Here is a 21,221-nt window from a genome sequence, read left to right as displayed (position 1 = left end):
TACTCAGTGCCTGTCCCCTCTCCTCCACGGACAGCGGCGGCACTCCTGGCCCGCGGTCTGCGCCGCCACCGTGCCCGACTCTTCGGCTGCTACGCCCTGATCTGCTCGTGGCTCCTGTGCGAGGCCATGGTGCCCGTCGTCATCGGCGTCGTCATCGACCGCGCCGTCGCGACCGGCGACCTGGGCGAGCTAGCCACGTGGGGCGGAGTCCTCGTCGCGCTGTTCGTGGTGCTGAGCTACTCGTACCGTTTCGGCGCGCGCCTCGGAGTCGGAGCGCTCGAGCTGGAGACCCATCTGCTGCGCGTGGAGGTCAGCGAGCACGTCCTTGGCGCAGACGGTGCGCGTACGGGCTTGCTGCCCGGCGAGACGCTCTCCCTGGCCACCTCGGACGCCGAGACGATCGGCCGGTTCCTGTGGCACGTCGGCTACACCCTGGCCGGCCTCGTCGGCGTGCTGGTGAGCGCGATCGTCCTGATCAGGATCGATCTCACGATCGGCATCGTCGTCCTGCTCGGCGTGCCTCTCGTGCTCGCCGTGATCCAGGTGGTGACCCCGCTCATCGCGCGGCACACCAGCGACCAGCAGGCCGGCATCGCCAAGGCGACCGGCATCGCGACTGACCTGGTCAAGGGACTGCGGCCGCTCAAGGGCGTCGGCGCCGAGGACGTCGCGACATCACGCTATCGCACGCACAGTGCGTCAGCACGCGACGCCAGCATTCGCACGGCCCGGTCGATGGGCTACATGTTCGGCCTCACGGCGACGCTGAGCGGCCTCTTCCTCGCCCTGGTCGCCTATCTCGCCGGCACCCGCGCCCTCGACGGCACGATCAGCATCGGCGAGCTCATCGCCATCGTCGGGCTCACCCAGTTCCTCGCCGAGCCGATCACCGGGCTCGGCGAGACCAGCGCGCAGGCGGCCTCGTCGTTCGCCTCGGCGCGGCGGGTCGTCGACTTCCTCCACACGCCGGCCCTCGTGGCGTACGGCAGCACGACCCTCGACGACCCACGGCCCGAGCTCGCGATGACCCGGCTGACGTCGGACCCGCTCCAGGAGCTCGACGTCTCGCCGCGGGGTGGCGAGCTCCTCGGCATCGTCGTCGACGAGACGACGAGCAGCGACCAGCTCGTGCGGCTCCTGCGCAGCGAGGTGCTGCCCGAGGACCGTACGGGCTCGTTGACCCTCGGCGGGCACCCGGTCGACGAGCTCACGATCGACGCGCTGCGCTCGCGGGTCGTCGTGAGCCAGCACCACGTCGACCTGTTCGAGGGCACGCTCCGGTCGACGATCGATCCCGACGGCGCCTTCGACGACGCTGCACTCGACGAGATCCTGGTCGCCTCGGCGGCGCGAGACGTCGTCGACCTGCACGCTGACGGGCTGGATCAACCCGTCACGGCCGGAGCGGCCACATTCTCCGGGGGCCAGCGCCAGCGCATCGCGCTGGCCCGCGCCCTGGCGACGCGCGCTCCGATCCTGGTCCTCGCCGAGCCCACGAGCGCCGTCGACGCCATGACCGAGCAGCGGATCGCCGACGGCATACAGGCGCTCCGGCACTCTGCGGGCTCCGATCTCACCACGATCGTCATCACCTCGAGCCCGGCCATCCTCGCGAGCGCGGAGCGGGTGCTGCTGATCAGCAAGGGCCGCATCATCGCGACCGGAACACACCATGAGCTGGCCCACCAGGACGCCTACCGGGAGGCGGTGCTGCGATGAGTCGACACCTGCTGCCGATCGCCTCTCGGGCCGAGACGACGCGCCTCGCCGCCCGTATGCTGCGCGCGCACCGCGGCCCGCTGCTGGTGTCCGCCACGGCATTCGTGGTCGTCGGACTCGTCGGACTCGTCGCTCCATGGATCCTCGGCGACATCGTCGACACCGTGACGACCGATGGCGACTCGTCGCGCGTCCTGAACGGAGCCCTGCTGATCGCCGCAGCGAGCGTCGTGGCGGGCCTGGGGACGTCGCTGTCGGTGACCTACCTGGCGAAATCCGGCGAACCGGCACTCGCGGACCTTCGCGAGCAGGCGCTCGACCGCGCCCTGCACCTCGACAGCATCCGACTCGAGGAGGCCGGAGCCGGCGACCTGCTGTCGCGGATGGGAGACGACGTGCGGACGGTGGCCCAGTCGCTGACCCAGATCGTCCCCCTGCTGATCCAGTCGCTCATCGCCGTCGCGTTCACGGCCGGCGGCCTGTTCGCGCTCGACTGGCGGCTCGGCCTCGCCGGGCTGGCCTCCGCCCCGTTCTACGTCCTGGGCCTGCGGTGGTATCTCCCACGCTCGGGCCCGTACTACCGGCGGGAACGCATCGCGCAGGGCGAGCGCGCCGAGGTGCTGGTCAGCGGCGTCCAAGGCGCGTCGACCCTGCGGGCGCTGTCGCGGGAGCAGGCGCAGATCGACCGCATCACGCACCACTCCAAGCACGCCATGACGATCAGCCTCGACGTGTTCTCGCTGCTGACCCGCTTCGGCGCGCGGACCAACCGGTCCGAGCTGATCGGCCTGAGCCTGGTGCTCGGCACCGGCTTCCTGTTGGTGCGGGACGACCTGACGACGGTGGGCGCCGTGACGGCGGCGGCGCTCTACTTCCACCGGTTGTTCAACCCCATCGGCGCGCTGCTGATGATCTTCGACGACATCCAGTCGGCCGGCGCCTCGCTCGCCCGGCTCGCCGGTGTCGCGATGCTCGAGCCGCCGTCGGCACCGAGCGGCCCGTCTCCGGTGCGTACCGGGTCCTTCGAGCTGATCGGCATCGGCCACGCGTACGTCGATGGCCACCCCGTGCTCACGGACGTGACACTGCGGGTCGCCGACGGCGAACGGGTTGCCCTGGTCGGCGCGACCGGTGCCGGCAAGAGCACCCTCGGCGCGATTGCCGCCGGACTGTTGGAGCCGACGTCGGGCACGGTCAGGATCGGCGGCTTCGCCCTCGACGCCCTCGACCCGTCCCACGTGCGATCGTCCATCGCCCTCGTCACGCAGGACGTCCACGTGTTCTCCGGCACCGTGCGTGACAACGTCGACCTGGCCCTGCCTGGTGCCGACGACGAGCAGATCCGCGACGCGCTGGCCGACGTACGCGCCCTCTCCTGGCTCGAGGCGCTGCCGGACGGGCTCGACACCGTGGTCGGCGATCACGGTCATCCCCTGACCCCGGCCCAGGCTCAGCAGCTGGCCCTGGCCCGCGTCCTGCTGCACGACCCGCGGGTCGCGGTGTTCGACGAGGCCACCGCCGAAGCCGGCTCGTCAGGTGCGCGCGAGCTCGAGGACGCCGCGATCGCCGCGACCCGAGGACGTACGTCCGTGATCGTCGCGCATCGCCTGACCCAGGCCCAGTCGGCCGACCGGGTCGTGGTGATGCACGAGGGTCGCATCGTCGAGGAGGGCAGCCACGACGAGCTGATCGCCGTCGGGGGCCGCTACGCGGACCTCTGGACCGCCTGGTCGTCGTAGTCTTCTGCGCATGGACACCGCCAGCGTCACGCACCTCGTCACGGCTGCCGACACCGCCCAGGTGCTTGGCAGTGGGGACCTCGCCGTCCTCGGCACGCCTCAGGTGCTGGCGTGGTGCGAGGAGGCGACCTGCGCGGCGCTCGAGCTCGGGCCGGCGCAGAGCAGCGTCGGCACGCGCGTCGACCTCGAACACCTCGCCGCGAGCCCCGTCGGCGCCGAGGTCACCGCGACAGCGACCGTGATCCACACCGACGGCCGGCTCGTACGCTTCCAGGTCGCGGCTCACGACGCCGGCGGCACGCTGCTGGCGACCGGTGAGATCCGCCGGGTCATCGTCGACCGGGAGCGATTCCTGGCGCGAATTGCGCCTGTGGGAGACTGAGACGTCGACTTCCGAGGAGGATCATCATGGGCAAGACCGGCCGCAAGCGTCGTGCGCGTCGCAAGAAGGGCGCCAACCACGGCAAGCGCCCCAACGCGTGAGCTGTAGGACCAACAACAAGAAATCCCCGTCCATCGGACGGGGATTTCTTCGTTGCCGACGTGTCTAGATCGTCTTGCGCTCGGTGATCTCGAGGTGCACCTTGCGGATCGAGAACAGCACCTTCTCGCGCAGCGGCTCGGGGGCCACCTCGGAGCAGGACCGCGACACCAGCGACTTGACGACCCGCTCGAGGTCGTACTCGCTCAGGCAGTCCGAGCAGCCATCGATGTGCGACTGGATCTCGGCGCAGCTCGCGGTGTCGATCTCTTGGTCGATGAAGAGATAGAGGTTCTCGAGTGCCTTCTCGCAGTCGGGACCTTCACACGGCTCGGTCATGACTTGTCACCTGCTCCCGTGACGGCCATGCCGCGATCGCGGGCGTAGTCGGCCAGCATCTCGCGCAGCATGCGACGGCCTCGGTGCAGCCGCGACATCACGGTGCCGATCGGCGTGTCCATGATCTCGGCGATCTCCTTGTAGGGGAAACCTTCGACGTCGGCGAGGTAGACCGCGTAGCGGAAGTCGTCGGGCAGTGCCTGCAGCGCGTCCTTGACGTCGCTGTCGGGCAGGTGCTCGAGCGCCTCCATCTCGGCCGACTTGAGGCCGCTGGACCCGTGCGACTCCGCCCGGGCGATCTGCCAGTCCTCGATCTCGTCCGTGACCTGCTGCGGCTGGCGCTGCTTCTTGCGGTAGGAGTTGATGTAGGTGTTGGTCAGGATGCGGTAGAGCCAAGCCTTGAGGTTGGTGCCGGGCTTGAACTGGTGAAAAGCGCTGAACGCCTTGGCGTACGTCTCCTGGACCAGGTCCTCGGCATCGTGCGGGCTGCGGGTCATTCGCAGCGCAGCGGAGTAGAGCTGGTCGAGGAACGGCAGCGCGTCGACCTCGAAGCGCGCCTGCTGCTGCTCCGAGGTCTCGGTCTCGCGCGGGTCGGCGCTCTCAGGGGTCTCGCCGGTGACGGTCATCGCCTCCCAGCCTACTCCGGGCACAACTGGCTTGCCGAGGGGCGTGATCGACCTCTCAAGCCCGTGATCTGCGTATGTCAGCATCGAACCTCCTGCGGTGTTCAACCGTCTGGAGGCACCCGCTATTCCGGGGGCAGCGGCTTGATCAGGTCCGGCCCGTTGTTGGCGACGTTGTTGACCTCGGTCGAGACCGGGAAGGCGTCGAGACGACCCGGTGCTGCCGGTATCAGCAGCTCGAGCAGCTGCTCGGGCGGCTTGGGCGCGGGATCGAGCCACGCGTCGAAGGCGTCGGGCTCGAGGAACAGCGGCATCCGGTCGTGGATGTGCCCCATGTCGTCCTCGGCGCTCGTCGTGAGGATCGTGTAGCTCGTGACCCACTCGTCGGTCGCGGGGTCCTTCCAGAACTCGTAGAGCCCGGCCATCGCGAGCACCGAGTGGTCCTTGGGGGTGATGTAGAACGGTTGCTTCTTGGGCTTGCGCTCACCCTCGCGAGGCTCACCGGCGTACCACTCGTAGTAGCCGTCGGCCGGCACGAGTCCGCGCCGCTTGCCGAATGCCTTCTTGAACGCGGGCTTCTCGGCCGCGGTCTCGGACCGGGCGTTGATCATGCGGTTGCCGATCGACGGGTCCTTGGCCCAGCTGGGGATGAGGCCCCACCGCGCGGTCATGAGCTCGCGCTGCGGCGGCGCATCGGCGGCCAGCTCCTCGGGACGTCGCCCGATGATCAGCGGCGCGAGCTTGGTCGGCGCCATGTTGTAGTCGGCCTCGAGCTCGACGAAGGAGTTGGCCAGGTCGACCTCGAACGCCTGGTTGAGCGAGGACGAGGTCTGAGTCGTTGCGTATCGCCCACACATGCGACCAGCGTATGCGGTGGCACCGACACCGTCGCCTACTCGGCGAGACCGGCCAGCACGCGGGCGATCCCGTCGACCGACGGGGGCAGCTCCTCGACCCACAGCCTGGACTGGATCGGGCCCCGGAAGACCCGCTCGAGGAGGATGCGCAGCAGGTTCATCGTCAACACATCGGCACGTTCGCGGCCGACCAGTGCGACGAACCGGCGCGGCGAGGTCTGTGCCACGGTCTCGTCACCCGCGAACACCGTCCGCATGGCTTCGGCGACGTCGAGGGCACGGAGCGACTGCTCGAGCTCGTTGCCTGAGCGTTCGCGAGGCAGCTCGACCACGACGAGGGCGGCCCGGTCGGCGACGAGGTGCCCGTCGCGCTCGGCTCCGCGATAGACCTCCCCGAGCCGCGACCTGACGTACGGCGTGGTGGCCAGGGTGGTCAGCGGGTCCTCGCACGAGGTGTCCGCGTGCAGGACCAGCGCCTCGTCGGCCCACGCCAGCACCGCCGCCCGCGTGACGGCGTACGACGGCTCACGGCCGGCAAAGGCCCGCTCCACGTGGTCAACGACCTCATGGAGCGGGATGCCGAGCCGCGCTGCACTCGCTCCCACCTCGAGTGCAACATCGGCGATGTCCGGACGGCCTTCTCGTACGGCTTCGGCGAGGAGCACGTCATCCAGTCCCGAGCTGAGCATGAAGAACCCCTCCCTTCCTCGTTCGGACACATGTGAGACGCACCGGACGTGCGCACATGACGCGGTTACGCGAGAGATTCGTGACCGCCTCGCGGGTGGGTCGTTGTGCTGGTCGGAAGGGACACCGTGTCAGACATCAGCACCACACGCTTCGAGGCCAGCGACGCCCAGCTCATCGCGGCCGTACGCAGCGGCGACACCGACGCGTACGGTGAGCTCTTCGACCGGCATCGCGAGGCTGCGAGGCGGTTGTCCGCGCACCTCGTCCCCGGGCCCGACGCCGACGATCTCGTCGCCGAGTCGTTCACCAGGGTGCTCACCCTCCTGCAGGCCGGCAAGGGACCCGACGAGTTCTTCCGTGCGTACCTGCTGACGTCGATCCGCCGGATCCACATCGACGGCACTCGCCGCAGGAAGCGGGTCAGGCCGACGGCCGACGAGTCCGAGCTCGACCGCACGGTCGCCTTCGTCGACCCCGCCGAGATGCGCTTCGAGCAGGCGGCAGCAGCAGCGGCGTTCGGGTCGCTGCCCCAACGGTGGCAGCTCGTGCTGTGGCACCTCGACGTCGAGGGCCAGAAGCCCGCCGAGATCGCGCCGCTGCTCGGGATGAGTGCCAACAGCGTCTCCGCCCTGGCCTATCGCGCACGTGAAGGACTGCGTCAGGCGTACCTGCAGAACCACCTGGCGCCGACCCTGCACGCGAGCTGCCGCACCACCACGAGCCTGCTCGGCTCGTACGTCCGCAAGGGTCTCTCCGCCCGCGACTCCGCTCGTGTCGAGTCGCACCTGGACGAGTGCAGCCGGTGCACCGGGCTCTACCTCGAGCTGGCCGAGATCAACTCCAATCTCTCCGGGATCCTCGGCCCGGCACTGCTGGGCTCGGCGGCCGCCGGCTATGTGAGCGCTGGTGCGGCCGCGACCGGTATCAGCGCGGTCGTCGAAGCCGCCATGGCTCCGGCGAAGGCCGCCGGCAGTGCCGTCACCGGGGCCGGCACGCAGGGCGTCGTGGCGGCGGCCGTGGTCGCAGTCGCCACGGTCGGTGCCGTCGTGGTGGCCAATGAGCTCGGCACCACCGCCGACGACCGCGCGCCGGCGGCCGCGCCTCGCACGAGCACCCCGAAGCCGTCCGAGACGACGGCCCCGCGGAAGTCCTCGCCAGAGCCGGAGCCGGTGGTCACGACCCCGGCCCCTGCCCCCACCCCGCGGCCGACATCTGCTGCGCCCGCCGCGGTGAGGACCGACAAGCCGGCAGACCCGAAACCATCCAACGAGCCTCCGCCGAAACCGACTGCGCCAGCCGTCGAACCGATCGCGCCGACCGACTACGGCATCGCCTCGGTCCGGGTCACGAGCCAGCTGCTGCCCCTCCTCGAGCGACACATCTCGGTCGACATCGGCGCGACCAACACCGGGCGTCCGGGTCCCGAGACCGTGACCGTGACCTTGGAGTTCCAGCACGCCGTGCACGTCGGCGGTGTCATCAGCCCCGGGTGGAGCTGCGGGAACGCCGCGCCGAACCAGTCGCTCCGGACGCTGACCTGCTCGACCCGGCTCGCGGCGGGCCGCGGCACGACATTCGTCGCCAGCTCGCGCGACCTGATCCAGTCCGGGGGCACGATCTCCGTCTCCGCGCCCGGCGACCCTGCGCCCGGCAACGACTCCGCCTCGTTCGCGGCCGGGCTCTGGCCACTGGGCTGACGCTGCGCTTGCCTCTGCTGCGCAGTCGGGTATGAATGAGGCATGACCCTCCTGCGTACGGTGGCCCGTCCCATGCTCGCCTCGATGTTCATCTACGGCGGTGCGACCGCGCTCAAGGATCCCGGTCCGCGTGCCGCGAAGGCCCAGGCGACAGCGGACCGCATCAAGAAGTTCGCGCCGGAGCTCCCGGTCAACGGATCCAACCTGACCCGGTTCAACGGCGCAGCCCAGCTCGCCGCCGGCCTTGCCCTCGCGACCGGCCGGTTCCCGCGGCTCGCCGCCCTGGGCCTTGCCGCGACGCTGCCGGCCACGACCCTCGCCGGCCACCCCTACTGGAACGAGACCGACCCGGGCGCCCGCGCCAACCAGCGCATCCACTTCCTCAAGAACGTGTCGATGACCGGCGGGCTGCTCATGGCGACGCTCGACCCCGACCCGCACAAGAAGTTCATCGGCCGTCGCGCCAAGGACAAGGTCGTCGACGCCGCCGCGTCGGTGCACGACCAGATCGACCACCTGCGCAGCTGACGCCGCACTTCACCAGGCAACCCATCACTTCTCCGGGCACATCTGCCCGGAGAAGTGGTGGTTTACCAGGTTCTCCTGGTAAACCGCCGGCGTCGCGCCGATAGGCTGGGGGTGATGACTGCCCCGCTGCCCTGGCTCGCGCCCTACCGTGACACGCCCTTCGACGGCGAGGTGCTGGTCCCCGGCTCCAAGTCGCTGACCAACCGGATCCTGATCCTTGCCGCCCTCGCCGACGGGCCGTCGGTGCTGACCCGGCCGCTCGGGTCGCGCGACACGACGCTGATGCTCGGCGCGCTCACGACGCTCGGCGCAACGATCGAGCGCGACGGCGTCACGTGGACCATCACGCCGTCGGCGTGGGATCGCACCGAGCCCGCCGACATCGACTGCGGCCTCGCCGGCACCGTCATGCGCTTCGTCCCTCCGCTCGCGGCCCTCGGCACGGCACCGGTGACGTTCGACGGTGACGAGCACGCCCGCGTCCGCCCGATGGGCACGACGATCGCCACGCTCCGCGACCTCGGCATCCAGGTCGACGACGACGGCCGCGGTGCACTGCCGTTCACGGTCCACGGAGCCGGTCACGTCACCGGAGGCGCCCTCGAGGTCGACGCGTCGGCGTCCAGCCAGTTCGTCTCGGCCCTCCTGCTGGCCGGCGCGCGCTTCGACAAGGGTCTCGAGCTGCGGCACACCGGCGCCACCCTGCCGTCGATGCCGCACATCGACATGACAGTCGCCGAGCTGCGCCGCCGCGGCGTACGCGTCGACACCGACGAGCCCAACCGGTGGCACGTGCACCCGGGCCCGATCAGCGCCCTCGACGTCGAGATCGAGCCCGACCTGTCCAACGCCGGAGTGTTCATCGGCGCCGCCCTCGTCACCGGCGGCCGGGTCCGCATCCGCAACTGGCCCGTCGACACCGACCAGGCCGGAGACGCCTGGCGGACGATCGTCCCGGCGTTCGGCGGCACGGTCGAGCAGGACGGTGCCGACCTCGTCTTCGCCGCCGGCCCGGTGCTCAACGGCGTCGAGCTCGACCTGCACGACGTCGGCGAGCTGACCCCGGTCGTGGCAGCCATCGCGGCCCTCGCCGAGCGGCCGTCGACCCTGGTCGGCGTCGCGCACCTGCGGGGTCACGAGACCGATCGCCTCAAGGCACTCGTCACCGAGATCAACCGGCTCGGTGGCGACGCCGAGGAGCTCGACGACGGCCTGCTGATCCGTCCTCGCCCGCTGCACGGCGAGACATTCCAGACGTACAACGACCACCGCATGGCCCACGCCGGCGTGATCCTGGGCCTGCGCACACCTGAGCTCTTCGTCGAGAACGTCGTGACGACGGTCAAGACGTACCCCAACTTCGCCCCGGTCTGGGAACGCCTGATGTCATGAGCGCGCTGAGATGATGGACGTGGCCACATGAGGGAGCAGGACGAGCACGCGCAGTTCGAGCGGCCGCGCCGGCACACCAAGCCGCGCACCAAGATCCGCCCCAACTACGACGACGCCGACACCGCCCGGGTCGTGACGATCGACCGCGGCCGCTACACCGTCACTCTCGACGATGACGGCAGGACCGTGACCGCGATGAAGTCGCGCAACCTCGGCCGCAAGGGTGTCGTCGTGGGCGACGAGGTCCGGGTCGTCGGCGATGTCACCGGCGACGAGGGCTCGCTCGCCAGGATCGTCGAGGTCACCCCGCGCCGCACGGTCCTGCGCCGCACCGCGGACGACGACGACCCGATCGAGCGCATCATCGTGGCCAACGCCGACCAGCTCGTGATCGTCGCGGCACTCGCCGATCCCCCGCCCCGCGCCGGCCTGATCGACCGCTGCCTCGTGGCCGCGTTCGACGCGGGCATGGAACCGCTGGTCTGCCTGACCAAGTCCGACCTGGGCTCCCCCGACGAGATCGTCGCGATGTTCGAGCCCCTGGGCGTACGCGTCGTGGTGACGCGCCGTGACGGCGACCTCGATGACATCCGCGAGGCGTTGCGCGACCGGGTCAGCGTCCTGGTCGGCCACAGCGGGGTCGGCAAGTCGACGCTGGTCAACGCGCTCGTGCCGGACGCCAACCGCTCGGTCAGCTACGTCAATGCGGTGACCGGGCGAGGGCGGCACACGTCGACGTCGGCCATCAGCCTCGAGCTGCCGTTCGGCGGCTGGATCATCGACACCCCCGGCATCCGGTCGTTCGGCCTCGCACACGTCGAGATCGACGACCTCATCAAGGCGTTCCCCGACCTCCAGGACGTCACCCGCGACTGCCCGCGAGGCTGCCTGCACTCGGCGACCGAGCCCGAGTGCGCCCTCGACATCGCTGTCGCCGACGGAACGCTCTCACTTGAACGGGTGGAGTCGTTCCGTCGCATCCTCGCGAGCATGAACCAGAAGGACGACTACTGACGGCCAGCCGCAGGGCGTTTCGGCGCCTCAAAGCCGTACTCTGAGGGCCATGGCTCACTCGTACAACGACGATCTGCGCCTCGCTCACGTGCTCGCCGACAACGCCGACAACCTCTCGATGGACCGCTTCGGCGCGATCGATCTGCAGGTCGACACCAAGCCGGACATGACGTACGTGACCGAGTCCGACGAGGCTGTCGAGGCCGCGATCCGGCGCACCCTCAAGTCGGCGCGCACCCGTGACATCGTGCTCGGCGAGGAGAACGGCGAGGTCGAGGGCACGTCAGGGCCCGGCGGTCGGCGTTGGATCATCGACCCGATCGACGGCACCTCCAACTTCGTCCGCGGCGTCCCCGTGTGGGCGACCCTCATCGCGCTCGAGGAGGACGGCGAGATCGTCGCCGGCTGCGTCTCGGCACCCGCGCTCGGCCGTCGCTGGTGGGCCAGCAAGGGCACCGGCGCCTACACCGGCAAGTCACTCATGGCATCGCGCGAGATCCGGGTCTCCCAGGTCTCCGACCTCGACAGCGCCTCGCTCTCGTACGCCTCGCTGGGTGGTTGGGACGCGATCGGCAAGGCGGATGCGTTCACGGCGTTCCTCCGCCGGTGCTGGCGCACCCGCGCGTACGGCGACTTCTGGTCCTACATGCTGCTCGCGGAGGGCGCGATCGACATCGCCGCCGAGCCCGAGCTCAAGATCTGGGACATGGCGGCACTCGACATCGTGGTGCGGGAGGCCGGCGGCACGTTCACGAGCCTCGCGGGCCAGCCCGGACCGTGGGGTGACAACGCCCTGGCGACCAACGGCCGGCTGCACGACGCCGCGATGGCCTATCTCGGCCACTTCCCCGACCAGGGACCGCCCGACGAGTCGTGGACGGACGAGCCGGAACCGGAACCGGAACCGGAACGAGACAACGTGCGCAGCTTCGACTTCACGCGGGAGCAGGTCGAGGACTCTCCCTGATCGCCCGCAGGGGAATCTCCCCGTTGGGGGCGAACCGGGACTACGCTGCGAGAAAGAGACTAGGAGTGTGTCCCGTATGCGCGTGAGCGATGTCCTGGCTTCCAAGGGAAGCGACGCTGTCTACACCATCACCCCCGACTCCACGGTGCGCGAGCTGCTCGACGTGCTGGCTGAGCTCAACGTCGGCGCCCTGATCGTGAGCGACGACGGCAAGGCGATGCTGGGCATCGTGTCCGAGCGCGACATCGTCCGCAAGCTCCGCACGGTCGAGAACGCACGAGACATGACGGTCGCGGAGATCATGACCACCGACGTGCAGCTGTGCGCGCCGGAGGACTCGTTCGGCGGGCTCATGACGATCATGACCGAGCACCGCGTCCGCCACATCCCCGTGATCGACGACGGCGCCATCGTCGGCGTCGTGAGCATCGGCGACGCGGTCAAGTACCGCATGGAGCAGCTCGAGTTCGAGCGCGACCAGCTCAACAACTACGTCGCCGGCGGCTGAGTCCGCCCGCAGTCAGTGCCCGGTCTCCCCTCGGAGACCGGGCATTTTCACGTTCTCACGAGCCCGCGCTTGCATTCGATCCATTAGCGATATATCGTTTAGCTATCGACAACCGATCGGTAGTCGATCGAAAGACAGAAAGTGGGTCATCCCCATGCGAAGCAATGACTTCTCAGAACAGCGCCGCCCGGCCGATCGCCGACGCGGCAGGCACCACCCCGAGCGCGACTTCGGTCGTGAGTTTGGTCCCGGCTTCGGCCGCGAGATGGGCTTCGGCCCCGGCTTCGGCGGTCCCGGCCGCCCCCGTGGTCGCCGTCGTGGCGGACGGGGCGGCGACGTCCGCGCCGCGGCACTCCTGCTCCTCAGCGAGCAGCCGCAGCACGGCTACCAGCTGATCCAGGAGATCGGCGAACGGTCGAACGGCAGCTGGAACCCCAGCCCCGGCTCGATCTACCCGGTCCTCCAGCAGCTCGAGGACGAAGGGCTCATCACGTTCGAGCGCGTCGAGGGTCGCAAGACCGCGACGCTGACCGACGAGGGCACGACGTACGTCGAGGAGAACCGTGAGCAGCTCGGCACGCCGTGGGAGGACGCCAAGGGCGATCCTGCCAACGACATGCGCGACTTCGCCCACAGCCTCAAGGGATTCATCAATGCCTGGAAGCAGGTCGCGCAGGCTGGCACCCCGGAGCAGCGCGAGAAGGCCACCGCGGTGGTCGAGGACGCCCGGAAGGCGATGTACCGCATACTTGCGGACGATGAGTCATAACGGACGCCTCTCCCTGCCCGAGAGCGAGCTGACCTGGCGGTTCTCCCGCTCCTCGGGCGCCGGCGGCCAGCACGTCAACACGACCGACACCCGCGTCGAGCTGATCTGGTCGCTGACCGACACCACCGCGCTCTCCCCCGCCCAGAAGGAGCTCGCCGCCCAGCGGCTGAGCAACCGGCTGGTCGGCGGGACGATCACGGTGGTGTCGTCGCAGTACCGTTCGCAGCACCGCAACCGCGAAGCCGCGCGCGTACGCCTCGAGGACCTCGTGTCCCAGGCGATCGTGCCGCCCAAGCCGCGCCGCGCCACCCGGCCCAGCCGGGCCTCGAAGCAGCGCCGGCTCGACGCCAAGAAGCGCCGCAGCTCGATCAAGCAGGGCCGTTCAGGGTCGTGGGAATAGTCCCTACCTGACAATCGTTGTCATGTGTGTGGGATTGGCCCACACGAAAGGATCAGACATGAAGGTCCGCAACTCGCTCAGGTCGCTCAAGAACCAGCCCGGCTCGCAGGTCGTACGCCGCCACGGCACCACGTTCGTGATCAACAAGAACAACCCGCGCCTCAAGGCCCGCCAGGGCTGATCAGCGCCGACCGGCGTCCTCCTCGGAGGGCGCCGGTCCTGCGTTGTCCTGCAGGTCCAGCCGCCAGGTCTGGAACTCCGCGACCACGCGCATGCCCAGCCGCTCGTACAACCCGAGCGCCCCGGTGCGCTCAGATGTCGCCAGCTCGCCCGTCGCGCAACCGCGACTCCGACCCGCTTCGAACGCCTGCGCCAGCAGCTCCTGCGCGATCCCCTCACCGCGACGATCGGCTCGCACCGCGAGCTGCGGGATCCAGGTCGTGCCGTCGCTGTCGTGCACGATGGCAGCACCCACGACCTCGCCGCCGGCCTTCGCGACCCGGAAGTGCTCCGGATCAGTGCCGTCGCGCTCGAGCATCACGGTGCGCCAGTCCTCGTACGAGCGCCGGATGCGGCCCTCCCACTCCTCGAACGCGTCCTCGATGACGGTGTGCACGCTGGGCGCGTCCGCCTCTTCGAGCGGGCCGATCGTGACGTCGCCCGGCAGCTCGTGGTGCATCAGCTCCGCGTCGGCTGCCATCCGCAGGACCCAGTCCCGATGCGTCGAGACGTAGCCTCGGCGGGTCAGCAGAGCTGAGGCGTCCGCGTCGGAGACGGCGGTCTCCTGCTCGCCGTACGCAAGACCGCGCGTCCGCGCCCGGTGCTCGACCCAGTCCGCCAGCGCCGTGCCGAGGCCAAGGCTCAGATGGGACGGCAGGACCTCGACCACCAGGTGATGGCGGTCGTCGACCATCGCGCCGGCGATCAGGACGTCGCCCTCGAAGACGCCCAGTGAGTCGACGGCGAGGTCGATGCCCGGCGTCGACCACATGCCCACGATGTCGCCCTCGTCGAGGAACGCCTCACCGACGAAGTGCCGTTCGCACGTCCGGATCACGTCGGCGACGGCTGCCGCGTCGCCCATCGTCAGGGGACGGGTCGTGAGTCCTTCGGGAAACATGCCGTCCATTCAACCAATCGCCGGTCTACGCTGACCGCCATGACTGTTCGCGGCGTCCGGATCATGCTCGTCATCGCGGTCGCGATCGACGTGGCGTACTGGAGCATCTGGTTCACCCAGCGCTCGTGGATCGAGAGCGACACCTCCCGGGCATACGTCGAGTTCGAGAATGCCTTCCCGCTCGCGGATGCCTGGCTCGGGCTCACGTGCGTGCTGGCCCTCGTGGCGCTCAACCGGCGCTCCCCCACGGCGTTGCTCTGGCTGATCTCCGCGGGCTCCGCCGGGATGTACCTGTTCGGCATGGACGTCCTGTACGACCTGGAGAACGGCATCTACGCGACCGGCGCCGGCGGCGTCATCGAGGCCGCGATCAACCTCATCACCCTCGCGTTCTCGGTCATCGCGTTGCACTGGTCGTGGACCCGCCGCGACGCCTTGCTTTCCGGCACCGTGGCCTGACCGATCTGGAACGATGGTGCCGTGCTCGAGCCCCTCGTCGTGGTCCTGGTCGCGATCCTCGTCCTCGGCGCGCTCTGCCGGCGCTTCGGCCTGGTCGAGCCACCGATCCTGTTGCTCGGCGGGCTCGCGATCGGCCTCGTCCCGCACATCAAGGACGTCGAGCTCGCGCCCGAGCTGATCCTCACGATCGTCCTGCCCGCCCTGCTCTACTGGGAGGCGCTCACCACGTCGTTGCGCGAGGTGCGGGCCAACCTGCGGGTCATCGTGCTGCTCGCCGTGGGGCTCGTGCTGTTCACGACGCCGGTCGTCGCCTGGGCGCTGCACGAGTTCAACGACACGGACTGGCCGACGGCGTTCATCATCGGCGCGGTGCTGGCGCCGACCGACGCCGCTGCGGTGGCGGCGATCGCGTACATGCTGCCTCGGCGCTTCATGACGATGCTCCGGGCGGAGAGCCTGATCAACGACGGGACCGCGCTCGTGCTGGTCGCCGCGGCTGTCGACGTCGCGGTCGGCGGCGAGCGGGTGCACTGGGGCAGCATCTGGCTCGACCTCGTGCTCTCGTACGCCGGCGGCATCGCGATCGGGGTCGCCGTGGCTGGGATCGTGATCCTCGTGCGCCGTTACCTCCACGACCCGATGCTGGGCACGGTGCTGAGCGTCGCGACGCCGTTCATGGCGTTCCTGCCGGCGGAGGAGCTCCACGTGTCGGGCGTTCTGGCGGTGGTGGTCTGCGGCCTCACGGTGGCGCGTTATGCCCCGCGACTCATCTCGGCCGAGAGCAGGTTGCGCACGTACTCGTTCTGGGGTCTCACGTCCTACCTGCTCAACGCCGCACTGTTCGTGCTCGTCGGCATCGAGCTGCCCAGGGCCACCGAAGCCCTGGAGTCCCACACGTTGCGCGACGGCGTCCTGGCGGTCGCAGTCGCGACGCTCGCCGTCGTCCTGAGCCGGATCGTCTGGTCCTTCACCTCCACGATCCTGATCCGCACGATCGACAGACGCCCGTCGCAGCGGGCTCGCCGGGTCGACAACCGGCGTCGCGTGCCGACGATGTGGGCCGGCGTACGCGGCGGCATCTCACTTGCGGCAGCCCTCGCCGTGCCGTTGAGGACCGACGCGGGTCAACCGTTCCTCGAGCGCGACTTCATCATCTTCGTGACCGGCGGGACCGTGCTGCTGACCCTCGTCGTCCAGGGCATGACGTTGCCACGCGTCATCCGCTGGGCCCGCTACGACCCCGACGACGCGGCCGCGCGAGAGCACGACCTCGCCCGCCACGCGCTGATCGCCGTCTCGTTGGACCGGCTCGGCGAGGCCTCGGCGGAGACGCCGCACCAGCAGAAGGTGATCGACAGCATCCGCCACTCCCTCGAGAAGCAGCGGGCGACGGTCCCGGCTCCCGACGACGAAGGTCGCGCCGCGACGGTGCGCGACTTCCTCGACTTCGAGACCGATCTGCGGCTCGACCTGCTCGCCGCGCAGCGCGACGCCCTCACGACGCTGCGTGACGAGCAGCAGATCGACGGCGCGATCTACCTGCGCCTCGAGTCCGTGCTCGACAGCGAGGAGCGGAGCCTGCGGCTCGCCCGTGACGCACGCGATGGCGGCCTGCGCGGCCCGGAGTGACTCAGCCGGCGATGACGACGCGGGCGATGCGGTCACCATCGAGCGTGAACGTCATCGAGCCGCCGCCGTTGTAGCCGTTGCCGGTCACCTGGATCGACACGACGTACGACCCGTCGCGCTGCTCGAAGCCCGTCACGTCGATGTGGCTCGAGACGCCCATGTTGTCGGTCTCGTTCCAGCCCGCGATCGCGTCCTTGCCGGCGTAGAGGTGACCCCAGTCGTCGAGCACCGCGTCGTCGGCGAATGCCGCCAGGAACCGGTCGCGGTCGTCGGCGTTGGTCGCCTCGAAGAAGTCGGCAACCGCTTGTGGCAGTCCGTCGGTGGTCATGGGAGCTCCCTTCGTACGTCAGCACGTTCATCGTGCCAGCGATTGGGGCCACCTGTCGCGGGTACGCCTTCGGCACACCGCCGACCAGGAGGAAGCATGACCGTTGCCCCGCCAGAACCCGACCAGGAGCCGACCGGACCCGGGGAGGACGAAGAGAGCGAGCCCAAGGCCCCCGAGCTGCCGGACCCGGCATTCCCCGAGGTGCTGCCTGGTGGCGATCCCGGACCTGGCGGTGCGCCCGAGCCCGAGCCGGAGACCAAGCCGACCGACTAGTTGAGCTGCGCGCGCCAGTCGACCGGGACGGCGCCGGCCGGTCCCGGGACTGGTTGGCCCTCCGGGTGATGGTGTGGCGGGGCGAGCTGCGGGCCGTCGAGCGCCTCGTTGGTCCGGAAGTCCCAGAACCAGTCCTCGCCCGGTTCGTACGACTGCATGATCGGATGGCCGGTCTGTTGAAAGTGCTTGGTGCCGTGCTGCATCGGCGAGGTGTCGCAGCAGCCGACGTGCCCGCACGCGGCGCACCGGCGAAGGTGCACCCACCAGCCGCCATCGGCCAGGCACTCGGCGCAGCCGTCACCCGACGGCGCCTGCGAGACGTTGACGTCTTCCATGCGGCCAGCCTACAAACTCTCAGTCGAGATGGAACTCGACCCACAACGGGAAGCGCCATGGCAGCACAGCCGGGCATCGTGGCGCCGGGTTTCGTAGGCTGCTGCCATGACCCTCGACGCCGGTGAGCTCGAACGCCTCTACGCGTACCCCGACAGCGACCGGCCGTGGGTGCGTACGAACTTCGTGTCGACACTCGATGGCGCTGCGACGGGCCAGGACGGCAAGTCGGGGACTCTTGGTGGTGACACCGACACGCAGGTGTTCGCGCTGCTGCGCTCGCTCGCCGACGTCATCGTGGTCGGCGCCGGCACCGCCCGCGACGAGGGCTACGAGGACTTCGGCGTCGACACCGAGCTGCGGATGCGGCTCGGCCTGTCCCCCGTGCCGACCATGGTGCTGGTGAGCCGCAGCCTCGGCATCCCGCCGGCGCTCCTGCGCCCCGGCATCGTCGTGGTGACGACGGCCGACGCCGAGCCCGATGCGGTCGCGACGCTCCGCGAGACGATCGAGGTCATCGCGGCCGGTCAGGGCGACATCGACTGGACCGCGGTGCTCGCCGAGTTCGCGGAGCGTGGATGGCGCCGGGTGCTGTGCGAGGGCGGGCCGAGCCTGCACGGCGAGCTGGTCAGGCTGGACCTCGTCGACGAGCTGTGCCTCACGATCGCCCCGGTCCTCGCCGGTGGGCACGCGCCGCGGATCGCCCACGGCCACGACGCCGCGCACCACGCCATGACCTTCGGGCACGCGATCGAGGGCGACGGCGGCCTGCTGACCAGGTGGGTCCGCGCCCGCCCCTAGGCTGTCGGACGCACGCACCCAAGGAGACCCATGAACGAGCTCGACGTCGCCGCTGTGATCCTCCGACTCCCGCTGGGAGTCGTGCTGATCGCCCACGGCTGGAACCACGGATTCGGGCCGGGCGGGCTCAAGGGCACGACCGGCTGGTTCGCGAGCATCGGCCTGCGTCCTGCGAAGGTGCACGCAGCGGTCAGCTCCTACCTCGAGCTGGCGGCGGGCGCCGCACTGCTCGTGGGCTTCCTGGTGCCGTTCGCCGCAGCGGCGGGCATCGGCATCATGACGGTCGCGTTCGTGACGGTGCACCGCAAGAACGGCTTCTTCATCTTCCGCGAGGGTGAGGGCTACGAGTACGTCATGACGTTCGCCTTCGCGCTGACCGCCCTCGCCGTGCTCGGCGGCGGGCAGGCATCGCTCGACCACGCCCTCGACCTGGACCTCGACGGCATCGCGATCGGCCTGGGCGCCGCCGCCGCTGGAGTCGTCGGCGCGGCGGGCATGCTCGTCACGAGCTGGCGGCCGTCCCGAGCCGACTGAACCACGTGGCGAGCGGACACACCAGAAATTCATGAAGACCAGCCACGGCCCGGTCCGCATGCCTAGCGTCGACCGGACATGACCTGCCACTGCTCGTCGTGCTTGAGCCAATCGGGGGTGCGTCGCCTCGTGGGCCGTAAGAACTCCTTCACGAACCAGACAAACGATCCCAACAACACCAGGCCCAAACTGAGGACTGTGTATCCGAAGACCCAGCTGTGAGAGCCTCGCCACACTCGACCGACCAGAAGCAAAACTGTCCCGCTCGCCATCATGAATATTCCAGGCAAAGCTGTGAAGCCCATGCCAATGACCAAATGGCGCTTTACCGGCCGGCCAAGCAGGGTGTCGGAACTCAAGCTCCATCCGGTCCTGAACCGCCAATGAAATGTGACATACAGCGCCAGCACCAGCCCACAAACCACGATGGACCAAACAGGCACGGTTGGCGGCGCCGAGGAGGCGGACGATGCGCTGTTCAGTTCCATGGTGATCCATCAATCCGCTGTCGAAGGCTGTGCAGTTTATCCCGTTGCCGACGGCGGAGCCCACGGCGACCGGCCTTCTGCGCAGCGCGTCGCACGGGACGAAGAGTCCCGTCGGGTAGCTGCTCGTCACTGGATCGGTGACCGCGCCTAAGGTCGCCATCTGTGGTTCCTCTTCCAGACCTTGGATCCGGGTGGTTGGTATTCGGGGTGACCGTCGACGGGTGACATCCGGATCGCGGTTGCGGTGTCGTGGATGGTGCGGTGGTGGAACGGGCAGACCAGGACGCCGTCCTCGAGTTTGGTTTCGCCGCCGTCGGCCCATCTGGTGTTCCAGTGGTGTGCTTCGCACCATTCGGGTGGCCTGTCGCATTCGGGGAAGGTGCAGCCGCCGTCGCGGTTCTCCAACGCCTGGCGTTGGGTCTTGGTGAAGGTGCGCTGCTCGTGCCCATGATCGAGCGGGAGGGACTTGCCACCAAAGACCTGAGGGATGATGCCGAGCCGGCAGGCCATCTGCCGGGCCTGCCCGGCAGACAACCGGGTGCCGGTGGACAAGGTGGCGGCTTTGATGCCGTCAACCAAGGTCTCGTGGTCCAGGCGAACGATGAGGGTGGCGCCGAGTCCGCCCTTGCCGGGGAGCTGGTCAGCGGGCAGGTGGCCACACAGCTCGGCGAATCCCATGCCGAGACGGTGCCGGTGGGCCAGGTCGCGGTCGTAGTACGACTCCGCGGCCGGCGAATCGTCGTGCAGATGGTCGCGGCGCGGTGCGCTGATCGCCTCGATCGCGGTGCGCAACATGTCGGCCTGCGCGTCAGGAAGAACGAACCCACCCCGATGGGTGCCGTCGCGGTTGTCGACCATCCAGAACTCGGCCCGCCGCCACGCGTCCTCCTCGCGGCGTTCCAAGTCCTGGTTCTCGATCTGGTCGACCTCCGGTGCTGGTTTGAACTGGTCCGTGATCCGCCTCGATCGGTTGCGCAGGTCCTTCAGGTTGTATCGCCCGGCGTCGCCGATCAGTGTGTCCTCGCACGCCTGCTTCTGCTCCGGGGTGGTGTCGTCGGGCAAGTCCGCCACAGCTCCTGCGATGATCGCCGCCTGCAACGGGCCGATCTCACCACGAGCCAACGCGTCCTCAGTCCGAGACGCGGACTCCAGCGCCTTGCCCATGTTGACCATCTGGTCACCAGCACGCCTGTCGCCACCGAACGCGCCGGCCAGCATCGCGCCGGTCGACGACGCACCCCGAGACTTGGCAAGACCCGACGCGTCCAGAGCTCTGGTCCCGGCAGCCTGCTGCGCCTTGACCCGGGCCTCGACCCGCATCAACCGCTCCACCAGCCCCTGCACCTCAGCTGGCTCCAGACCAGCCCAGGCAGCCAACGGCATACGGTCCAGCGCGCTCTCGATCTGCTCGACCGCACCCACCAACGGGTGCGGGAGCGACACGACCGGAGCAACCGACACGACACACCTCAAGAACGAAGAGCGGTCGCACGCTTGGCCTCTGTCAGATGCGGCACACCCAAGCTCGATGCA

General features: G+C 69.4%; 26 protein-coding genes. 18 read left to right on the top strand and 8 right to left on the bottom strand.

Features of this window, described 5'->3' with window-relative positions; genetic code table 11:
• Window positions 1-6 precede the first annotated feature (6 nt).
• The 4 genes from BOSE46_RS02750 to BOSE46_RS21680 are packed head-to-tail and all read left to right on the top strand — an operon-like array spanning window position 7 to window position 3,941.
• Complete coding sequence (locus BOSE46_RS02750) at window positions 7-1,719, top strand: ABC transporter ATP-binding protein (protein WP_159538055.1); 1,713 nt, start codon at window positions 7-9, stop codon at window positions 1,717-1,719.
• Window positions 1,716-3,458, top strand: a complete 1,743-nt coding sequence (locus tag BOSE46_RS02745) for an ABC transporter ATP-binding protein (RefSeq protein WP_159538053.1) — start codon at window positions 1,716-1,718, stop codon at window positions 3,456-3,458. The genes BOSE46_RS02750 and BOSE46_RS02745 overlap by 4 nt, the downstream gene beginning before the upstream one ends.
• A 10-nt stretch (window positions 3,459-3,468) precedes the next feature.
• Window positions 3,469-3,840, top strand: a complete 372-nt coding sequence (locus BOSE46_RS02740) for a thioesterase family protein (RefSeq protein WP_159538051.1) — start codon at window positions 3,469-3,471, stop codon at window positions 3,838-3,840.
• Window positions 3,841-3,866: 26 nt separating this feature from the next.
• On the top strand, window positions 3,867-3,941 hold the full coding sequence (locus BOSE46_RS21680) for a 50S ribosomal protein bL37 (RefSeq protein WP_369797015.1): 75 nt from the start codon (window positions 3,867-3,869) through the stop codon (window positions 3,939-3,941).
• Between the two features lie 64 nt (window positions 3,942-4,005).
• Here the strand turns inward: BOSE46_RS21680 and rsrA are convergent, their stop codons facing one another.
• The 4 genes from rsrA to BOSE46_RS02720 form a co-directional block, all read right to left on the bottom strand.
• A complete protein-coding gene (gene rsrA / locus BOSE46_RS02735) occupies window positions 4,006-4,278 on the bottom strand; it encodes a mycothiol system anti-sigma-R factor (RefSeq protein ID WP_159538049.1) in 273 nt (90 codons plus the stop codon).
• Window positions 4,275-4,904: a sigma-70 family RNA polymerase sigma factor gene (locus tag BOSE46_RS02730; RefSeq protein WP_159538047.1), complete on the bottom strand. Its 630-nt coding sequence runs from the start codon at window positions 4,902-4,904 to the stop codon at window positions 4,275-4,277. The genes rsrA and BOSE46_RS02730 overlap by 4 nt, the downstream gene beginning before the upstream one ends.
• Window positions 4,905-5,026: 122 nt before the next feature.
• On the bottom strand, window positions 5,027-5,758 hold the full coding sequence (locus tag BOSE46_RS02725; protein WP_159538045.1) for an SOS response-associated peptidase: 732 nt from the start codon (window positions 5,756-5,758) through the stop codon (window positions 5,027-5,029).
• A 35-nt stretch (window positions 5,759-5,793) separates the two neighbouring features.
• A complete protein-coding gene (locus tag BOSE46_RS02720) occupies window positions 5,794-6,447 on the bottom strand; it encodes a hypothetical protein (RefSeq protein ID WP_159538043.1) in 654 nt (217 codons plus the stop codon).
• Between the two features lie 126 nt (window positions 6,448-6,573).
• On the opposite strand from BOSE46_RS02720, the gene BOSE46_RS02715 reads away from it, so the two are divergent.
• The 9 genes from BOSE46_RS02715 to ykgO all read left to right on the top strand — a co-directional run bounded on the left by BOSE46_RS02715 (window position 6,574) and on the right by ykgO (window position 13,904).
• Window positions 6,574-8,145, top strand: a complete 1,572-nt coding sequence (locus BOSE46_RS02715) for a sigma-70 family RNA polymerase sigma factor (RefSeq protein ID WP_159538041.1) — start codon at window positions 6,574-6,576, stop codon at window positions 8,143-8,145.
• Window positions 8,146-8,187: 42 nt separating this feature from the next.
• Window positions 8,188-8,673 (top strand): DoxX family membrane protein, encoded by a 486-nt coding sequence (locus BOSE46_RS02710; protein WP_159538039.1) that lies wholly within the window; start codon window positions 8,188-8,190, stop codon window positions 8,671-8,673.
• 114 nt (window positions 8,674-8,787) lie between these two features.
• Window positions 8,788-10,065: a 3-phosphoshikimate 1-carboxyvinyltransferase gene (gene aroA / locus BOSE46_RS02705; RefSeq protein ID WP_159538038.1), complete on the top strand. Its 1,278-nt coding sequence runs from the start codon at window positions 8,788-8,790 to the stop codon at window positions 10,063-10,065.
• Window positions 10,066-10,092: 27 nt separating this feature from the next.
• Complete coding sequence (gene rsgA / locus BOSE46_RS02700) at window positions 10,093-11,079, top strand: ribosome small subunit-dependent GTPase A (protein ID WP_159538036.1); 987 nt, start codon at window positions 10,093-10,095, stop codon at window positions 11,077-11,079.
• Window positions 11,080-11,128: 49 nt separating this feature from the next.
• Window positions 11,129-12,046: an inositol monophosphatase family protein gene (locus BOSE46_RS02695; protein WP_159538034.1), complete on the top strand. Its 918-nt coding sequence runs from the start codon at window positions 11,129-11,131 to the stop codon at window positions 12,044-12,046.
• Between the two features lie 76 nt (window positions 12,047-12,122).
• Window positions 12,123-12,554 carry a CBS domain-containing protein gene (locus BOSE46_RS02690; protein ID WP_159538032.1) on the top strand — a complete coding sequence of 144 codons (432 nt, stop codon included), beginning with the start codon at window positions 12,123-12,125 and terminating at the stop codon, window positions 12,552-12,554.
• Between the two features lie 154 nt (window positions 12,555-12,708).
• Window positions 12,709-13,323 carry a PadR family transcriptional regulator gene (locus tag BOSE46_RS02685; RefSeq protein WP_159538020.1) on the top strand — a complete coding sequence of 205 codons (615 nt, stop codon included), beginning with the start codon at window positions 12,709-12,711 and terminating at the stop codon, window positions 13,321-13,323.
• The gene (gene arfB / locus BOSE46_RS02680; RefSeq protein WP_159538018.1) at window positions 13,313-13,723 is read left to right on the top strand and encodes an alternative ribosome rescue aminoacyl-tRNA hydrolase ArfB; all 411 of its coding nucleotides are present in this window, start codon (window positions 13,313-13,315) and stop codon (window positions 13,721-13,723) included. Before BOSE46_RS02685 ends, arfB begins: the two co-directional genes overlap by 11 nt.
• A gap of 58 nt (window positions 13,724-13,781) precedes the next feature.
• Window positions 13,782-13,904 carry a type B 50S ribosomal protein L36 gene (gene ykgO / locus BOSE46_RS02675; RefSeq protein ID WP_159538016.1) on the top strand — a complete coding sequence of 41 codons (123 nt, stop codon included), beginning with the start codon at window positions 13,782-13,784 and terminating at the stop codon, window positions 13,902-13,904.
• On the opposite strand, the gene BOSE46_RS02670 is transcribed toward ykgO, so the two are convergent.
• On the bottom strand, window positions 13,905-14,852 hold the full coding sequence (locus BOSE46_RS02670) for a GNAT family N-acetyltransferase (RefSeq protein WP_159538014.1): 948 nt from the start codon (window positions 14,850-14,852) through the stop codon (window positions 13,905-13,907).
• Window positions 14,853-14,882: 30 nt separating this feature from the next.
• Between BOSE46_RS02670 and BOSE46_RS02665 the strand changes: the two genes are divergently transcribed.
• On the top strand, window positions 14,883-15,302 hold the full coding sequence (locus BOSE46_RS02665; protein WP_159538012.1) for a hypothetical protein: 420 nt from the start codon (window positions 14,883-14,885) through the stop codon (window positions 15,300-15,302).
• Between the two features lie 21 nt (window positions 15,303-15,323).
• Window positions 15,324-16,931 (top strand): Na+/H+ antiporter, encoded by a 1,608-nt coding sequence (locus tag BOSE46_RS02660; RefSeq protein ID WP_159538010.1) that lies wholly within the window; start codon window positions 15,324-15,326, stop codon window positions 16,929-16,931.
• A 1-nt stretch (window position 16,932) separates the two neighbouring features.
• Here BOSE46_RS02660 and BOSE46_RS02655 read toward each other — a convergent pair whose 3' ends face one another.
• A complete protein-coding gene (locus BOSE46_RS02655; protein ID WP_159538008.1) occupies window positions 16,933-17,259 on the bottom strand; it encodes a nuclear transport factor 2 family protein in 327 nt (108 codons plus the stop codon).
• Between the two features lie 96 nt (window positions 17,260-17,355).
• On the opposite strand from BOSE46_RS02655, the gene BOSE46_RS02650 reads away from it, so the two are divergent.
• Window positions 17,356-17,532 (top strand): hypothetical protein, encoded by a 177-nt coding sequence (locus BOSE46_RS02650; RefSeq protein WP_159538006.1) that lies wholly within the window; start codon window positions 17,356-17,358, stop codon window positions 17,530-17,532.
• Here the strand turns inward: BOSE46_RS02650 and BOSE46_RS02645 are convergent.
• Window positions 17,529-17,867 carry a UBP-type zinc finger domain-containing protein gene (locus BOSE46_RS02645; protein ID WP_159538004.1) on the bottom strand — a complete coding sequence of 113 codons (339 nt, stop codon included), beginning with the start codon at window positions 17,865-17,867 and terminating at the stop codon, window positions 17,529-17,531. The two genes, BOSE46_RS02650 and BOSE46_RS02645, sit on opposite strands and share 4 nt — an antisense overlap.
• A gap of 106 nt (window positions 17,868-17,973) precedes the next feature.
• Here BOSE46_RS02645 and BOSE46_RS02640 point away from each other — a divergent pair, with 106 nt between their 5' ends.
• Together BOSE46_RS02640 and BOSE46_RS02635 are read left to right on the top strand one after the other, a co-directional pair.
• A complete protein-coding gene (locus BOSE46_RS02640) occupies window positions 17,974-18,666 on the top strand; it encodes a pyrimidine reductase family protein (protein WP_159538002.1) in 693 nt (230 codons plus the stop codon).
• Window positions 18,667-18,696: 30 nt separating this feature from the next.
• Window positions 18,697-19,200: a DoxX family protein gene (locus BOSE46_RS02635; RefSeq protein WP_159538000.1), complete on the top strand. Its 504-nt coding sequence runs from the start codon at window positions 18,697-18,699 to the stop codon at window positions 19,198-19,200.
• 635 nt (window positions 19,201-19,835) lie between these two features.
• Here the strand turns inward: BOSE46_RS02635 and BOSE46_RS02625 are convergent.
• Complete coding sequence (locus tag BOSE46_RS02625) at window positions 19,836-21,149, bottom strand: HNH endonuclease signature motif containing protein (RefSeq protein ID WP_159537996.1); 1,314 nt, start codon at window positions 21,147-21,149, stop codon at window positions 19,836-19,838.
• Window positions 21,150-21,221 lie beyond the last annotated feature (72 nt).

Source organism: Aeromicrobium sp. 9AM (assembly GCF_902506105.1).
GTDB lineage: Bacteria > Actinomycetota > Actinomycetes > Propionibacteriales > Nocardioidaceae > Aeromicrobium.
Note: the sequence above shows the minus strand (reverse complement) of the source record. Positions and strands in the feature narration are given on the sequence as shown.

Excerpts from the sequence above, each read along its gene's own strand:
- BOSE46_RS02745 (WP_159538053.1), top strand. The coding sequence starts at position 1,716 with ATGAGTCGACACCTGCTGCCGATCGCCTCTCGGGCCGAGACGACGCGC.
- BOSE46_RS02740 (WP_159538051.1), top strand. The coding sequence starts at position 3,469 with ATGGACACCGCCAGCGTCACGCACCTCGTCACGGCTGCCGACACCGCC.
- rsrA (WP_159538049.1), bottom strand. The coding sequence starts at position 4,278 with ATGACCGAGCCGTGTGAAGGTCCCGACTGCGAGAAGGCACTCGAGAAC.
- BOSE46_RS02730 (WP_159538047.1), bottom strand. The coding sequence starts at position 4,904 with ATGACCGTCACCGGCGAGACCCCTGAGAGCGCCGACCCGCGCGAGACC.
- BOSE46_RS02725 (WP_159538045.1), bottom strand. The coding sequence starts at position 5,758 with ATGTGTGGGCGATACGCAACGACTCAGACCTCGTCCTCGCTCAACCAG.
- BOSE46_RS02720 (WP_159538043.1), bottom strand. The coding sequence starts at position 6,447 with ATGCTCAGCTCGGGACTGGATGACGTGCTCCTCGCCGAAGCCGTACGA.
- BOSE46_RS02710 (WP_159538039.1), top strand. The coding sequence starts at position 8,188 with ATGACCCTCCTGCGTACGGTGGCCCGTCCCATGCTCGCCTCGATGTTC.
- aroA (WP_159538038.1), top strand. The coding sequence starts at position 8,788 with ATGACTGCCCCGCTGCCCTGGCTCGCGCCCTACCGTGACACGCCCTTC.
- rsgA (WP_159538036.1), top strand. The coding sequence starts at position 10,093 with ATGAGGGAGCAGGACGAGCACGCGCAGTTCGAGCGGCCGCGCCGGCAC.
- BOSE46_RS02695 (WP_159538034.1), top strand. The coding sequence starts at position 11,129 with ATGGCTCACTCGTACAACGACGATCTGCGCCTCGCTCACGTGCTCGCC.
- BOSE46_RS02690 (WP_159538032.1), top strand. The coding sequence starts at position 12,123 with ATGCGCGTGAGCGATGTCCTGGCTTCCAAGGGAAGCGACGCTGTCTAC.
- BOSE46_RS02685 (WP_159538020.1), top strand. The coding sequence starts at position 12,709 with ATGCGAAGCAATGACTTCTCAGAACAGCGCCGCCCGGCCGATCGCCGA.
- arfB (WP_159538018.1), top strand. The coding sequence starts at position 13,313 with ATGAGTCATAACGGACGCCTCTCCCTGCCCGAGAGCGAGCTGACCTGG.
- ykgO (WP_159538016.1), top strand. The coding sequence starts at position 13,782 with ATGAAGGTCCGCAACTCGCTCAGGTCGCTCAAGAACCAGCCCGGCTCG.
- BOSE46_RS02670 (WP_159538014.1), bottom strand. The coding sequence starts at position 14,852 with ATGGACGGCATGTTTCCCGAAGGACTCACGACCCGTCCCCTGACGATG.
- BOSE46_RS02665 (WP_159538012.1), top strand. The coding sequence starts at position 14,883 with ATGACTGTTCGCGGCGTCCGGATCATGCTCGTCATCGCGGTCGCGATC.
- BOSE46_RS02655 (WP_159538008.1), bottom strand. The coding sequence starts at position 17,259 with ATGACCACCGACGGACTGCCACAAGCGGTTGCCGACTTCTTCGAGGCG.
- BOSE46_RS02650 (WP_159538006.1), top strand. The coding sequence starts at position 17,356 with ATGACCGTTGCCCCGCCAGAACCCGACCAGGAGCCGACCGGACCCGGG.
- BOSE46_RS02645 (WP_159538004.1), bottom strand. The coding sequence starts at position 17,867 with ATGGAAGACGTCAACGTCTCGCAGGCGCCGTCGGGTGACGGCTGCGCC.
- BOSE46_RS02640 (WP_159538002.1), top strand. The coding sequence starts at position 17,974 with ATGACCCTCGACGCCGGTGAGCTCGAACGCCTCTACGCGTACCCCGAC.
- BOSE46_RS02635 (WP_159538000.1), top strand. The coding sequence starts at position 18,697 with ATGAACGAGCTCGACGTCGCCGCTGTGATCCTCCGACTCCCGCTGGGA.